The organism is Pantoea phytostimulans (assembly GCF_046118715.1).
Lineage (GTDB): Bacteria > Pseudomonadota > Gammaproteobacteria > Enterobacterales > Enterobacteriaceae > Pantoea > Pantoea phytostimulans.
In genome coordinates this window covers 147,613-161,865 of record NZ_CP173699.1, presented here as the reverse complement: position 1 = coordinate 161,865, position 14,253 = coordinate 147,613, and the positions used below count along the sequence as shown (strand labels likewise).

The window sequence follows — 14,253 nt, the reverse complement described above, 5'->3', positions numbered from 1 at the left end:
TTATGGTAGCCTGCATGCCATCAATGTTGTTGCGGGATCTGTTGCTTCATGTCGATTCAAAAAATCGCCCAGCTGGCGGGCGTGTCAGTTGCCACCGTCTCTCGGGTGCTTAATAACAGTGATAGCGTGAAGGAAGCAAACCGCGCCAAAGTTTTACGGGCCATTAAAGAAAGCAACTACCAGCCTAATCTGCTGGCACGCCAACTGCGCACCGCGCGTAGCTCAATGATTTTGGTGATGGTGTCTGATATTTCTAATCCATTTTGCGCTGAAGTGGTGAAAGGGATCGAAGCCCAGGCCGAGAAAAAGGGTTATCGCATTCTGCTGTGTAATTCCGGCTCGGATATCGAACGTTCGCGATCCAGTTTGCAACTGCTGGCCGGCAAAATCGTTGATGGCATTATCACCATGGATGCGTTTAGCAAATTGCCGGAATTAGCGCATCTGATCGGCACTACACCCTGGGTTCAGTGCGCTGAATATGCTGACGCGGGCGCTATCTCCTGTGTCGGTATCAATGACAGAGAAGCGTCACAACAGGTTGTACGCTACCTGGCTCAGAACCGTCGTCAGCGCATCGCATTGATCAATCACGATCTCAGCTATAAATATGCTCAGCTGCGTCAGCAGGGTTATCAAACTGAACTCCAGCAGCATCAGCTTGAATGGCAGGCGATTGCCTATGCCAGCGCGTTGAGTTTTAGCGCCGGTAAACACGCCATGGAAACATTACTGGCGGCTGAGAAGCGGCCCGATGCGGTATTTGCGGTGTCGGATACGCTCGCGGCGGGTGCGATATCCGCCATTCAACAGGCCGGTTTACGCGTGCCGCAAGACATTGCCGTCGCCGGATTTGACGGCACCGAATTGGCAGAAATGGTTTCGCCACCGCTAACCACTATCGCACAACCTTCGCGTGATATTGGCCGTAAAGCGTTTTCACTGTTACTGCAAAAAATCGACGATCCTGAATCGCCCGCCGAGCGAGTGTTGATGGATTGGCAATTGATCGTGCGTGCCAGTACCTGATGCACGGCCTGATTTAAGCCGTTTATCGACTATTTAGAAAACCGTTTGAGATCATTGCGGTGGCGTGTCGCAAAACATCTGCGCCGCTAAAGCCGGGATGCGCGCCGGTTGTTCTGAGTTGCACCAACGGTACCAAAATTAGGCTTATCAGCGAACTCATTAACAGCGCCGGTTCAAGATCGGCATTGAGTTTGCCCTCTTGTTGCCATTTCTGAATGATAGCGACCACTTTTTGCCGTTCGTTATCGCCATGTTTCGCCTTTAGTCGCTGACGAAAAATCGATTCTCCCGAGGCCATTTCTTGCATCCACAACGGTGCGAACCAGACATGCTTCTCTGCAGTTTCAATCATCTTCTCTAAGATCAACGTCAGGGCGGTGCGAGGATCGTCGGCATGTTGATCGAATATGGCAGCAATATCATGGCGAAGCGGCAAAAATCGCTCGGTAATAATGATATCCAGCAACGATTCTCGTGACTGAAAGTAGTAAGTCAGCATCGCGGCGCTGACTTCTGCTTTACGGGCAATGGCATTCAACGACGTCTCGGCAATGCCTTTTTCTGCAAATAATGTCAGCGCGATAGTCAGTAAATGTTCGCGCTGCTCGGCATTGATGGCGCCACCGCGCGGACGTCCGGGACGACGCTCTTTCGCTTGCGCTGCCGTAGAGAGTGAACCTGTGTTTTTTGCGGACATTATTCGTGAACCATTGACGGGAGAAACATTATGGTCGATATTAAACGTGCATTTAATTAATTACAAGCGGTGAAGTTATGGATTCAAAAACGCTTATTCATCAATTAGTTAAGCAACAACCTCAGACACAGTCGGTCGGCTTGCTGATTGCGGCACTGATGCTGGTGATGTTGCTGTCGGCGCTGGATCAAACCATTGTTTCAACAGCATTGCCCACCATTGTGGGTGAATTTGGCGGCCTCGATAAGCTGACATGGATCGTGACGGCTTATACGTTATCTTCAACCATTGCGGTGCCGCTTTACGGCAAGTTCGGCGATCTGTTTGGCCGAAAAAAGATGCTGCAAATCTCAATTGTGCTGTTTTTGATTGGCTCAATGTTGTGTGGGTTAGCGCAAAACATGACGCAGCTGATCTGGACGCGTGCATTACAAGGTTTGGGCGGTGGCGGATTAATGGTTGTCACTATGGCCGCCGTTGCCGACATCATTTCGCCCGCCGAGCGCGGACGTTATCAAGGTCTGTTTGGGGGTGTGTTCGGGTTAGCCACCATTTTGGGGCCGCTGATCGGCGGTTTTATGGTTGAGCATATGTCGTGGCGCTGGATTTTTTATATCAATCTCCCGCTCGGCCTGCTCTCTTTGATCATTATTGGCGTAGTGTTTAAATCGGCTAATAAACGCAATGAACATGAAATCGACATTCTCGGCGCGGTGTACCTGACCATGGCGCTGGTGGGCATTACGCTGTTTACCAGTGAGGGCGGCAGCGTTCATGCGTGGTCCGATCCTCAACTCTGGTGCATCCTGGCTTTTGGTCTCGTGGGCTTGATTGGCTTTATTTATGAAGAAAGGTTAGCCATTGAACCGATCTTGCCTCTCTCGCTGTTCCGCAACCGCAGCTTTTCACTGTGCAGCTTAATGGGATTTATCGTTGGCATGTCGCTGTTTGGCAGCGTCACCTTTTTGCCGCTCTATTTGCAAGTGGTGAAGGAGGCAACACCGACGCAGGCAGGATTGCAGTTGATTCCGTTGATGGGCGGATTATTGCTGACCTCAATTTTCAGCGGTCGTGTTATCAGTAAAACCGGGCGCTATCGCCTTTTCCCCATCATGGGTACCTTGTTGGCTTCCATCGGTTTAGGGCTGTTAACCACGATTACGCTGACCTCGCCGATTTGGCATCTCTATCTTTTCACTGGGCTGCTGGGAATGGGATTGGGAATGGTGATGCAGGTTTTGGTGCTGGTCGTGCAGAACACCGTGGAAGTCCGCATGTTGGGCGTGGCCACATCGGCGATAACGCTGTTTAGATCGATTGGTGGCTCGATTGGCGTGGCGCTATTTGGCGCAATCTTTACCCAGGTTTTGCAGTCGTCATTGATGCAACGCATCGCTGAAGGAACCGAACTGCCGCATGGGATGAACCCGGTTGCGATACATCATTTGCCTTCGGAAATTAAAGAAGCCTATCTGCAATCTTTTGGTCAAGGCATTCATGCTGCGTTCCTGTTGGGCGGTTGCATGATGTTATCCGCTTTTGCGTTATCGTGGTTTTTGAAAGAAGTACCGCTGAAAAAATCCGTCTAAACATTCTCCTTTTCTTACCGCACGACATCAGGCCACTAAGCCTGATGTCGTCTTCGCGATCAGGTCGTCATGTTGTAGCGCGTAATAATATTAATTTTAGAGTAGGGTGCTGCGCTTTCCGTTTTGGGGATAAAGCCATGAAATTCCAGTAATGCCTTGAAAGCGTGTTGCGCATCCAGCTGCAAATTATGTTCAATCAACGCATCTATTTTGCCCGCCTGCATTAAGGCACGGTTTTCACGATCGAGGTCGTGACCAATAAAGGTGTTAATTAAAATCCGTTGTTCTTCAAACGCGCGCAGAATACCCGCATTGCCGCCGCCAACGGTATAAACTGCATCGGTTTCAGGATGAGATGTAAGAAAATCGGTTACTGATTGATAAGTTAAATGATCAAGCCCAAAACCGCCGGCGACAACGCTGACACGATGTTGTGGGGCAAATTGCTGCATGGCGGCAACAAATCCTTCTATACGCTCTTGTTCGCCAATAAATTCCTTACTGCCAGTGATCGCCATAATGTGTGACTTCTCAACCCGCAGCCATTTTGCCATCAGGAACGCAGCGGCCTTGCCCGCATCCACATTTTCCATGCCGATGTAGCGCAATCGTGCGCTGGACGGAATATCGGACATCACTGTTACCAGCGGGACTCGCTGTTTCATCAGGGCATCAATAGTTGGAATGAGTTGTTCTGAATTGGTGGCTTTTAAAATTACGCCGTGGCTGTGGACCGCGCATTTCTTCAATACTGTGTTGATCTCATCAATCGTCATGTTTTCGCTGCAATGAAAGCGCAGCTGAATTTTGAAAGATGAAAAACCGGCAATTTGGCTGCTAAAGGCTTCTCGCACCAGTTCGCGAAAGCGATCAGGCGTATGCATGATCACATCAAAATAAAGCGTTCTGCCTTTCGCGAGTCCCGCTTTTTGCAGCAGTTCTAAATCAGCAATAGCTTGCTGGATGCGATGTTGAGTTTGTGGATGCACTTTGCCGCGATTATGCAATGCGCGATCAATGGTGGCGAGACTCAGACCCGACTGCGCGGCGATCTGTTTCAGGGTAAATTTAGGCATAAATTGCAGGGCTTTTTTGAGGTTTATTTGAGGTTAGAGAATCGCAATGTAGCCTGTGCTTTCGTCAGGTGCAATCACTGTTCACGTCGCACAATTTATCTTGATCGATCCCAAAGCGGCATGTGACTTTAACGCTGCGTATTAACGCGTTTGTCTCCTTTTTCAACGAATTTTGACGCTGCGTACGTTGACCATTAATGCGCATCTGTTTGATTAAATTCCCTTTTTGAACCATGTTTTTAGGCAACTGCCCATTTTTTACGGGTGATTTCTTAACGCTCAGGGGATCGCAGCAAGGAGAGACAATGAGATTCGATTGGCAAGAAGCTGGACTGTCGGCGGACGAAAAAGCTGACAAAGTACTGAAAGCCATGACGGAAGAGGAGAAGTTCGCCTGGCTTTCGGGACCTATGGCGATCCCCTTAGATGATGAGACGCTACCCGACGGTGCGATTGGTTCAGCGGCTTACTATCCCGGCATTCCCCGCTTGGGCATTCCGGCCATGCAGCAAAGTGACGCCAGCCTTGGCATCACGGCGTTAGGCGACGTGCGACCTGGTGATAACGCGACCGCGCTGGCGTCGGGTTTGTTGCTCGCCGCTACGTTTAACCCTGAAATGGCGGAACGCACTGGCGAAATGGTGGGGCGTGAAGCTTTTGCTAAGGGTTTCAATGTGCAGTTGGCGGGTGGCGCCAATCTGATTCGCGAGCCGCGCGGCGGGCGCAACTTCGAATATCTTTCTGAAGATCCCGTGCTTACCGGTGTCATGGCTGGTCATTCGGTGCGCGGCATTCAGTCGCAGCATGTGGTTTCTACCGTCAAACATTTTGCTGTTAATCCTCAGGAAACCGGGCGCGTGGTGGTCAGCTCTAATCTGAGTGAATCCGCAATGCGTGAATCAGATTTGCTGGCTTTCGAGATTGCCAATGAGATCGGTCAACCCGGATCGGTGATGCCAGGTTACAACCTGGTGAATGGCGAATGGGCCACAGAGAACACCTTTTTGCTGAATGACGTGCTGAAAGGGGATTGGCATTATCCCGGCTGGGTGATGTCAGATTGGGGCGCCACGCATTCAGCCGCTAAAGCTGCGCTTGCTGGGCTGGATGTACAATCGGGGGCCAATCTCGATCAGCAGGTTTGGTTTGATCAGCCGCTTAAGGATGCTGTGACGGCAGGTGAGGTACCACAAAGCCGTATTGATGACATGGTGCGGCGCATCTTACGCAGCTTGTTTACCGTGGGTGCCATCGAACATCCGGCACAACCGCACGGCGATATTGATTATATGGCCCATCGTCTTATCGCCCAGCGCGAAGCTGAGCAGGGCATTGTGCTATTAAAAAATAGTCATCAAACGCTGCCGTTAAAACGGGGCGCGGCCAAACTGTTGGTGGTGGGGGCCCATGCCGATCATGGCGTATTGTCCGGAGGCGGTTCTTCTGCGGTCACGCCGGTGGGCAGCTTGCGCTTACCGGGTGTGGATTTTATGGGCATCGAGACCGAGAAAGTGTTTCATCCCTCTTCGCCGTTTTGGGGGATTCGTGCAGAATCAGGCGCGGCAGAAGTCACTTATCTCAGCGGTGAAAATATTGCAGAAGCCACTGAACAGGCGCGCACAGCTGACGCAGTGATTGTCTTTGCGGAAGAGTGGCGATCGGAAGCGCTGGATGCGCAGGGCCTTTCGCTCAGCGATGAGCAGAACCTGTTGATTCAGGCGATTGCGGCGCAAAACCAGCAAACCATCGTGGTGCTGGAAACGGGCGGTCCAGTGACGATGCCGTGGTTAGATGCGGTAGCGGCGGTCGTTGCAGCCTGGTATCCCGGCTCGGGCGGGGGCGAAGCTATCGCCGGCGTTCTGTTTGGGCGGGTTAATCCATCAGGACGTTTACCGATTACGTTCCCAGCCTCAGAAGCACAACTGCCACATCCTGAGCAAATTGATCCTGAAAGCACCACTTCGCTGCCGGGGATGCCCGTTAAAGGCGGAATTATCCCTGTGGATTACGATGTAGAAGGTTCAGACGTTGGCTATCGCTGGTTTATGCGCACACAGCAAACGCCGCTGTTCCCTTTTGGTTACGGCCTTTCTTATACGTCCTTTGATTATTCTGATCTCAATGTCACGGCAGAAGGCTCAGACATCAACGTGACGCTGACTGTAACCAATAGCGGCCAGCGAAAGGGTGCTGACGTGCTGCAAATCTATCTTCATCCAGTAGATCAACGTTATGTATCACGCCTGGCGGCCTTCCGGCGTGTGGAGCTACAGCCTGCAGAAAGCCGTCAGGTTCGCTTAACGTTTGAGCCGCGGGTGATCGCTTGCTGGGATGAAGAACAATCGCAATGGCTGATTGAGCAAGGACGTTATCAGGTTTTGTTGGGCAAAAACGCCTCCGAAACAGTTTTGAGCACGCATGTCGATTTGCCGGGCCGCACATTCGGTTATCAGGTGTAAAGGCTAGCAAGGCGGGTGGGAAATCAACCTCATAGCATAGTGAGTAGGCAGACAGCGATAATTTACGATGCGACGTAAGCACTGCTCATCTGATCAGTGCTTGCCGATTTTGTTTTTCTCGCGCCAAATTGTTAGGCTGTATATGCATACATCGGTTGGAGGTTGTGTGAACAACGATGAAGAGTATATTTCTGTAGATATACGCGCCATTGTGGGCGCGGCGGTGACTAAATTGATTGAAACGGGCCGACCTGTCCATTTCCACGAAATCACAGATGCCCTGTTTCGCATGAGCGAAGAGAGCGGCGATTCCAAAGTACAGGAACTCTGTAAGCAAGCGATTGGTTTTTTCGCTCGTAAAATGCACTGATCCTCGAACGTTTTTGTTTAAGAAATTTCCTGAAAACCATTCAAATATCCCTCTGGCTTCTCGCCTGAGGCGATTATCTGCCAGGCTAATCTTTATATGCTGTTGTGAACGTAAAAGCGGGCTTTAAAGGGAGAAAGGCGATGAAATTACAGATAACGCTGGCAGTACTTGCGGCGCTGTCCTGTTCAGTGGTGGCAGCAAAAGGTGGGTTCGAAACAGCAAGTCATCAAGGTGTAAAACCTGATACTCATGGTGCTATCGAAACGGTAGAAAAATAGGCGAACTGTTACTGAAGGGATTCAAAAAAGTGCAGCCTGCGTTATCAGCCAAACCTTAACGCAGGCGTGTTATCAGATACCGGCGTCGTCTGGCGTACGGCCAACAACGATTTCCAGCGTCTTACGCAATACATCCAGTTTTACCACGTCTGAGGTGCTTTCCAGTTCGGCAATAAGATACAGGATGATGGCTTTGTTAGTCACATACCCCTGATCGGTGACGATGTTTTTGATCACCGTACCCAACAGCTCAGTTTCTGAAGCCAACTGATCGCCTGCGCTACGAAAATACTCGATAATTGCTGAGTTTGAAGTGTCTTGTTGCATGGTCATATTTCTCTGAGGAAAATTTAAATAAACGCATTCCGGTGTAAACAGAAAGGAGTGTAGTACATGTTTGTCTTTTGCCCGGAGTCAGCTACAAACATTTCTTAATCTCCTGCCGCGCCTGATTTTTTTTCCAGCTTTACCATGATGGCGTCACAAGGGTTCAGTGCTTTTTTGAACCTTCTGGTGGGCCTTCACTGTTAAATCGATGCGTTATATTTTCTCGATCAGGGAAATCGAGTTTGCTTCGCTTGCTGGCAGCAGCCATTCCTTTACGCACTTCAGTTACCGCGCCTTTGATAGCACGCACCATTTTTGCGTCTTCTGCAGCCGCAGCCATGACTTCAAGCTGCGCGATAAGCGCAGTACTCGAAACAGGGCTGTCTGACTTTAGCAATGTCAGCACTGCTTCGCCGATCACCACATCCGTCAGTTTTTCTTCATCACTTCTGTACATACTGGCTTCTCTGATTACGATTTTATGACCACTTTCAGGGCGTGATTGCGTCAACAGATGCCATGCGCCTGACATCTGTTGACCTTATCGGGTAAAGCGGCCCTCAGTCTTCCGGATAAAGTCCGATCAGAATTTTGCTAAAATAAAGCAAGTTAACTCTTTGAAACCCGGATATTGCTGCAGAACGATTATCCTTCACGTCCGAATAGCATGCCGATCAGTTCCTGGTAATGGTTCTCTTCTTCAGTGCTGGTAGCTTGATCAAGACGACGAAGCAGCTTGCCGCAAATCGCTTTACGGCTAAGCGTGTTACCGGCACGAAGGATTTCAACCACGATTGCGCCTAACGTCTCTTGCTGCGAAGGCAAGTTGGCTTGGTTGAAGTAACGGGCAATGTCGCTGGTTGTATCAGGTGCATGACCGTTCTGGCGCATGTTCAAGTCCTCAGTGGTTAAAAATATACCCTGTTTATTGAGCGGAAGTTATACATCTTTCAAAAACTTGTACAGGATTTTGGTTTTTTACTGGCGGGATTTTTGTGCAAAAAATGCTAAGCGTTATAAAACAGAGGGTTAGAGAGAGGTCTAAAAGCGGTTTTTACTCACCTGTTGCGCTGATTCTTGTCCAGGATTTTGTATAAGGGAAGAATAGCGTCTTTACGAAGGTGCCACAAGACGGTGGCACGTTCACGATAAACTTAGGCATCTTTATCGTTCTTATTCAGTTGAATGTCATTGGACGAATGATCGGCTGACTCTTCAACATTACGTTGCCCTACAAGCCATTCAATTTGCGCGGGCTTACGATTGCTCACACTCCTGAAATCCGTTAGCCAGACCTTTGCCTTTTCTATTTTTAACAAGCGCGATTCGTCGGCTTCCGTTCCTGCCATAACTTTTAATTGCTGAATCAACGATTCAACACTGACTTCCTGGCGGGCAAGGATGAGAGCAAATGCAGCTTCGCCAATAATGACATTCGCTTTTTCTTTTTCAGAAAAAAACATAATTACCTCCGAAGCTATTTATTATTCTTTACCGTAACATTTCATTTTAGCAGAGTACAAATGCATTTTTGTTAATCTGTTTTCAGGCGTGATTATTTAATTAATAGGTATTATTAATCAACGTTACCGGTAGTCTCATGCTATGCGTTTGCATGGGGTTAATACGATGAAGGGAATGGTAGCGCTATTATTATTCATAAAATGCCTTTTAATCACTCAACATTTTTTACTGCTTCAGATTAAAAAATCTGCTTGATCGCAAAAAAAACATCAGCACTTCACGCTTAATAATTCACTTAACTCAAATTGAATTCTGTCTAAAAAATCTGTGCGATTACCTGCTGATATTTCATCCTTTTTGCTGCGTAAATGACCGCGTTTCAATCTTCACGGACTGCGCCAAAAAATTAAATTCCTTTCTCTGTCAGTCCCTTTACAAAAAAGCCCATGACTTAACTTGCCTGAATCCCCCGTTACCCATTACTGTAAATATATACAGTTATTTGATTTGAGGAGGAAAATGTTATGGAGTTCATTAAACCTGCGGAGATCCGCGCCGTTATGCAATTGCCGCTTTATATTGAGCGTGTACCTTGTGGCTTTCCCTCGCCCGCTCAGGATTATGTCGAGCAGCGACTGGATCTTAATGAGCTGCTGGTTCAGCGGCCCAGCGCCACCTATTTTATTCGCGTGAGCGGTGACTCCATGATTGAAGCCGGTATCAGTGACGGCGATATGTTGGTCGTCGACAGCGCCATGAAAGCCGAGCACGGAAATATTGTCGTCGCTGCAATAGAAGGCGAATTCACCGTAAAACGCCTCCAGCTGCGCCCCTTTATTCAACTTATCCCCATGAACAGTGCTTACTCACCCATTAATATCAACAGCGAAGAAGGGCTGGAGATTTTTGGTGTAGTAACGTTTGTGATTAAATCGACACACTAAATTAAAAGATAACAGATGATCGAATTGAAGAGGTTTTACCGCGTAGAACGGCTTTATTCCTCTTTATCTGTTATTTGAGTTCAATCAGATATACCGCATGGGAAAAAACAAAGCGCGCGGCATAACTAGCCGTTACGCTTTGTTTTTCTGCGCTTTTCCTACCTTTCTAAAGCCCTCTCGCTGGCGATAAGTGAAATATTTTCCTATCTTTTATAATCCATGAAATAAATATTTCGCTCAGCGCATTACTCCGCAGCCTTATTTCTGACGCGGTATACATCGTGCTATGCAAACGGAGGAAGCATGACCCATAAGCGCAAAGCCTCATACGCCCAGACAGGGCCGGGGACGCCCACTGGACAACCTTTACCGGTTCCAGCCCACTTTGGACAACCCGCAAAGATAGATGTAGGTAGCGTGGAGCATGAAAAAGTAAGCTTCGAGAACTGGAAAGGGCAAGCCGATCGTCCCGAGCCTGAACCGCCAGTGGTGCTGCCGCCGGAAAAACGTCTTGGCATTGCTATCGTTGGGCTTGGGCGTTTAACGCTGAATCAAATTTTGCCTGCTCTTCGCCAAAGCCAATATGCCCGCCCGGTAGCGTTGGTTTCTGGTCGACGTGACAAAGCGCAAGTGGTTGCGGCGCAATACGGTATCGATGCAGATGCTATTTATAGCTACGACGAAATGGCGCGCATGGCGGAGAACAAAGCCATTGATGCGGTCTATATCGTGACGCCAAATGGCCTGCATCGCGATCATGCGGTAGCTGCGGCGAAAGCGGGCAAGCATGTGCTGTGTGAAAAGCCGATGGCAAACACGTCTGAGGAGGCGCGTGAAATGATCGCCGCCTGTAATGAGGCGGGTGTCAAACTGATGATCGCTTATCGTTGCCAATATGACGTGTTCAATCTCGAAGCGGCGCGGCTGACGCAGTCCGGTGAGCTGGGCCGACCACGCTTTATTCAGGCTATTACCACTCAGGTGCAAGGCCCGGGCGAGCAATGGCGTATGCGTGCCGCATTAGCAGGTGGCGGGGCATTACCAGATATCGGTTTATATTGCCTGAACGGTGTTCGTACCATGCTGGCCGAGGATCCCATTGAGGTCTATGCGCAAATCATTAATCCAGAGCAGGATGCGCGCTACCAGGAAGTCGAAGAGTCGGTCACTTTTACGCTGCGTTTTCCGTCGGGCGTTATTGCTCACTGTATCACCAGCTACGGCGCGCATGAATGCAAGGATATGAACATCCGGTTAGAGAAAGGTTGGGTGTCGTTGGAAAATGCTTATGCTTATCAAGGCCAGCGCTTGTATGTAGCGCAGCGGTGCGGTGATGCTGAGCAGGTAAATGAAATCCGGCTTTCGCCCCAAGATCAGTTCACGCTTGAAATTGATCACTTCGCTTACGGCATATTGCACAATCGGCCCTTCCATTCGCCGGGCGAAGAGGGATTGCAGGATCACCTGCTGATGGAAGCAATTTATCGTTCTGCACGGGAAGGATTGCCAGTGAGGATAGATTATCCGTCTGAACATTCGCCACTGGCTGTAACGCAACGTTAAAACAGACAGAAAGCCGGGCATACCCCTTAGACGCGGGTTATGTCAGGTTTTACTCGCTCATCCGCGAAGGGGTTCACGAGCTAATTAACGCTTATAGATACATGTCATTATTAATCAAGAAAATAATAACGCGGTTAAATCTATTTCCCATGCTTATAAAATTTTTTATGTAAAGTGTTTAATAAAGAGAGGCGTTAATAGATTTTACAATTGTAAATTTGCGTCAATGAAGTTAAGTGTGTGTAATTCAAGTAGATAGGTCATTTTTTCAATTAAACCGGTGCTGTATAAATCCACGCACAGTTAATGTGCTAAAACACCCGGTATCCGCCATCATGACGTTATCTAAAAGAGTCAAAGTCTTATTCTGTCTGTCGTTTGTTACTTTGGCGGGGTGCTCATCTCATTCTGCTACTGGCCATAAAAATCTGCCTGCGGATACAACTGATACCTATAGCCGTTCTGATCAGCAACCTGATCTGATTCCCGTCGTCGCAGCACTGCATGACCAAATGCATTCCTGGCAAGGCACACCTTATCATTGGGGTGGAACCACGTTAACCGGGGTTGATTGCTCAGGTTTTGTCTGGCGAACGCTGAAAGACCGTTTCAATCTTCCCATGGATCGCGTGACGACCACCCAGCTTATTCAAATGGGAAAACGTGTCGATGCCGAGCATCTTCAACCGGGGGATTTAGTCTTTTTCCGCATTAATCATGAAATGCATGTTGGCTTCTATGACACTGACCATCAATTCTTACACGCCTCTTCCAGTAAAGGCGTTATGCGCTCTTCGCTCCACAATCCTTACTGGAAACGCGTTTTTTATCAGGCAAGGCGTTTACCAAAAGAATATAACGCTGAAATAACCTTTAATGCTGAACCGAACGCAGTCACCTTGGCGAAAAACTAATTGTGCTGTTTATTTTGGCGCGAAGACGTGACCTGAGATGCGTAAAAATTAACGTTTCTCAGGCCATTGTCCGAGAAAGGACTCAGTCTAAATCTTTGCCGTTACTGGCAATCACTTTTTTATACCACCAAAATGATTTTTTACGGGTGCGCAGCAACGTTCCGTTTCCGTGATCATCGCGATCAACGTGGACAAATCCGTAGCGTTTACTCATCTCTCCGGTTGATGCTGCAACCAAATCGATGCAACCCCACGTGGTATAACCCATTACCGGAATACCGTCGGCAATCGCGTCTGCCATGGCGCGAATGTGCTCGCGTAAATAGCTGATGCGATAGTCGTCAACGATCTCGCCATCGGCATTAAATTCATCACGCGCGCCAAGACCATTCTCCACCAGAAACAGCGGTTTTTGATAACGGTCATACATCATGTTCATGGTAATACGCAGGCCCAACGGATCGATTCCCCAGCCCCAGTCGCTGCGCTTGAGATGCGGGTTGGTTAATGACTTCACCACATTGGCGGCGCTGCTGTTGTTCTCATTCATATCTGCCGACGCGCAGCGTGACGCGTAGTAGCTGAATGAAACAAAATCGACGGTATTTTTCAGGATTTCAGCATCTTCATCCGCCATGACAATCTTGACATCTTTTTCGCGGAACACCCGTGCGGAATAAGAGGGGTAAGCACCTCGAGCCTGCACATCAATAAAGAACAGATTTTCACGATCTTTTTCTAATGCTGCCCACACGTCTTCGGGTTTGCTTGACCAAGGGTAGAAATTCCCGCCTGCTAGCATGCAGCCAACCTGATTTTCAGGATTGATTTCATGCGCAATACGGGTTACTTGTGCGCTGGCCACCAGTTCATGATGCGCCGCCTGATATTTCACCTGCTCTGGATTTTCACCCTCTTCAAAAACCAAGCCTGCACCAGAAAAGGGACTGTGCAGCAGAATGTTAATCTCATTAAAGGTTAACCAGTATTTCACCAGGCCATCAAACGCTTCAAAGCAGGTACGTGCATAGCGCGCAAAAAAGTCGATCATTTTGCGATTACGCCATGAACCATATTCGGTGACCAAATGCATGGGAACGTCAAAATGGCACAGCGTCACCAGCGGTTCGATGCCATATTGACGGCAGGTTTCAAACAGATCGCGATAAAACGCAATACCTTGCGGATTAGGCGTTGGCTCATCCCCATTGGGGTAAATGCGGCTCCAGGCAATTGAGGTGCGAAAAACGGTGAATCCCATCTCAGCCATTAAGGCAATATCGTCGTGATAGCGATGATAAAAATCGATCGCCTCATGGCTTGGATAGAACTCATCCTGATGCAGGGTAAATCGCTTTTCCAGACCCAGCTTGACCTTCATGCGGTTGGATCCATGTGGGATCATGTCTACTGTAGTCAGTCCTTTACCACCTTCAAGATAGCCGCCTTCTGACTGATTAGCGGCTAATGCGCCACCCCATAAAAAACCTTCAGGAAATGTCGATTCAGACATAAAAAACCTCAGTATCTGGCAACGATCGCC

The 14,253-nt window shown here is 48.7% G+C and carries 15 protein-coding genes; 8 read left to right on the top strand and 7 right to left on the bottom strand.

What is annotated here, in order from left to right; genetic code table 11:
• The first annotated feature begins 48 nt into the window (after positions 1-48).
• Positions 49-1,029, top strand: a complete 981-nt coding sequence (locus ACF2G4_RS19240) for a LacI family DNA-binding transcriptional regulator (RefSeq protein ID WP_215848495.1) — start codon at positions 49-51, stop codon at positions 1,027-1,029.
• A 22-nt stretch (positions 1,030-1,051) separates the two neighbouring features.
• Here ACF2G4_RS19240 and ACF2G4_RS19235 read toward each other — a convergent pair whose 3' ends face one another.
• Positions 1,052-1,726: a TetR/AcrR family transcriptional regulator gene (locus ACF2G4_RS19235; RefSeq protein WP_409076172.1), complete on the bottom strand. Its 675-nt coding sequence runs from the start codon at positions 1,724-1,726 to the stop codon at positions 1,052-1,054.
• A gap of 77 nt (positions 1,727-1,803) precedes the next feature.
• Between ACF2G4_RS19235 and ACF2G4_RS19230 the strand changes: the two genes are divergently transcribed.
• Positions 1,804-3,315: an MDR family MFS transporter gene (locus tag ACF2G4_RS19230; RefSeq protein WP_409076171.1), complete on the top strand. Its 1,512-nt coding sequence runs from the start codon at positions 1,804-1,806 to the stop codon at positions 3,313-3,315.
• A gap of 59 nt (positions 3,316-3,374) precedes the next feature.
• Here ACF2G4_RS19230 and ACF2G4_RS19225 read toward each other — a convergent pair whose 3' ends face one another.
• Positions 3,375-4,391 (bottom strand): LacI family DNA-binding transcriptional regulator, encoded by a 1,017-nt coding sequence (locus tag ACF2G4_RS19225; RefSeq protein WP_409076170.1) that lies wholly within the window; start codon positions 4,389-4,391, stop codon positions 3,375-3,377.
• A 305-nt stretch (positions 4,392-4,696) separates the two neighbouring features.
• On the opposite strand from ACF2G4_RS19225, the gene ACF2G4_RS19220 reads away from it, so the two are divergent.
• The 3 genes from ACF2G4_RS19220 (at position 4,697) to ACF2G4_RS19210 (ending at position 7,498) form a co-directional block, all read left to right on the top strand.
• On the top strand, positions 4,697-6,850 hold the full coding sequence (locus ACF2G4_RS19220; RefSeq protein ID WP_409076169.1) for a beta-glucosidase: 2,154 nt from the start codon (positions 4,697-4,699) through the stop codon (positions 6,848-6,850).
• A gap of 166 nt (positions 6,851-7,016) precedes the next feature.
• Positions 7,017-7,220, top strand: a complete 204-nt coding sequence (locus ACF2G4_RS19215; RefSeq protein WP_243079317.1) for a hypothetical protein — start codon at positions 7,017-7,019, stop codon at positions 7,218-7,220.
• A gap of 140 nt (positions 7,221-7,360) precedes the next feature.
• On the top strand, positions 7,361-7,498 hold the full coding sequence (locus ACF2G4_RS19210; RefSeq protein WP_215848488.1) for a hypothetical protein: 138 nt from the start codon (positions 7,361-7,363) through the stop codon (positions 7,496-7,498).
• Positions 7,499-7,570: 72 nt separating this feature from the next.
• Here the strand turns inward: ACF2G4_RS19210 and ACF2G4_RS19205 are convergent, their stop codons facing one another.
• From ACF2G4_RS19205 to ACF2G4_RS19190, 4 genes are all read right to left on the bottom strand, one after another.
• Entirely contained in the window at positions 7,571-7,825 is a 255-nt protein-coding gene (locus tag ACF2G4_RS19205; RefSeq protein ID WP_215848487.1) for a biofilm/acid-resistance regulator YmgB/AriR, read from the bottom strand.
• Positions 7,826-7,988: 163 nt separating this feature from the next.
• On the bottom strand, positions 7,989-8,282 hold the full coding sequence (locus ACF2G4_RS19200; protein WP_243079318.1) for a hypothetical protein: 294 nt from the start codon (positions 8,280-8,282) through the stop codon (positions 7,989-7,991).
• Between the two features lie 188 nt (positions 8,283-8,470).
• Positions 8,471-8,716: a regulatory protein YcgZ gene (gene ycgZ / locus ACF2G4_RS19195; protein WP_215848486.1), complete on the bottom strand. Its 246-nt coding sequence runs from the start codon at positions 8,714-8,716 to the stop codon at positions 8,471-8,473.
• 263 nt (positions 8,717-8,979) lie between these two features.
• Positions 8,980-9,288, bottom strand: a complete 309-nt coding sequence (locus tag ACF2G4_RS19190) for a hypothetical protein (protein ID WP_409076168.1) — start codon at positions 9,286-9,288, stop codon at positions 8,980-8,982.
• Between the two features lie 525 nt (positions 9,289-9,813).
• On the opposite strand from ACF2G4_RS19190, the gene ACF2G4_RS19185 reads away from it, so the two are divergent.
• From ACF2G4_RS19185 to ACF2G4_RS19175, 3 genes are all read left to right on the top strand, one after another.
• Positions 9,814-10,233, top strand: coding sequence for a translesion error-prone DNA polymerase V autoproteolytic subunit (locus ACF2G4_RS19185; RefSeq protein WP_215848484.1), 420 nt, complete (start codon positions 9,814-9,816; stop codon positions 10,231-10,233).
• 303 nt (positions 10,234-10,536) lie between these two features.
• Positions 10,537-11,796 (top strand): Gfo/Idh/MocA family protein, encoded by a 1,260-nt coding sequence (locus ACF2G4_RS19180; protein WP_243079320.1) that lies wholly within the window; start codon positions 10,537-10,539, stop codon positions 11,794-11,796.
• 335 nt (positions 11,797-12,131) lie between these two features.
• Complete coding sequence (locus ACF2G4_RS19175; RefSeq protein WP_243079321.1) at positions 12,132-12,710, top strand: C40 family peptidase; 579 nt, start codon at positions 12,132-12,134, stop codon at positions 12,708-12,710.
• A gap of 82 nt (positions 12,711-12,792) precedes the next feature.
• Here ACF2G4_RS19175 and ACF2G4_RS19170 read toward each other — a convergent pair whose 3' ends face one another.
• Positions 12,793-14,223: a 6-phospho-beta-glucosidase gene (locus ACF2G4_RS19170; RefSeq protein ID WP_409076167.1), complete on the bottom strand. Its 1,431-nt coding sequence runs from the start codon at positions 14,221-14,223 to the stop codon at positions 12,793-12,795.
• Between the last annotated feature and the right edge of the window lie 30 nt (positions 14,224-14,253).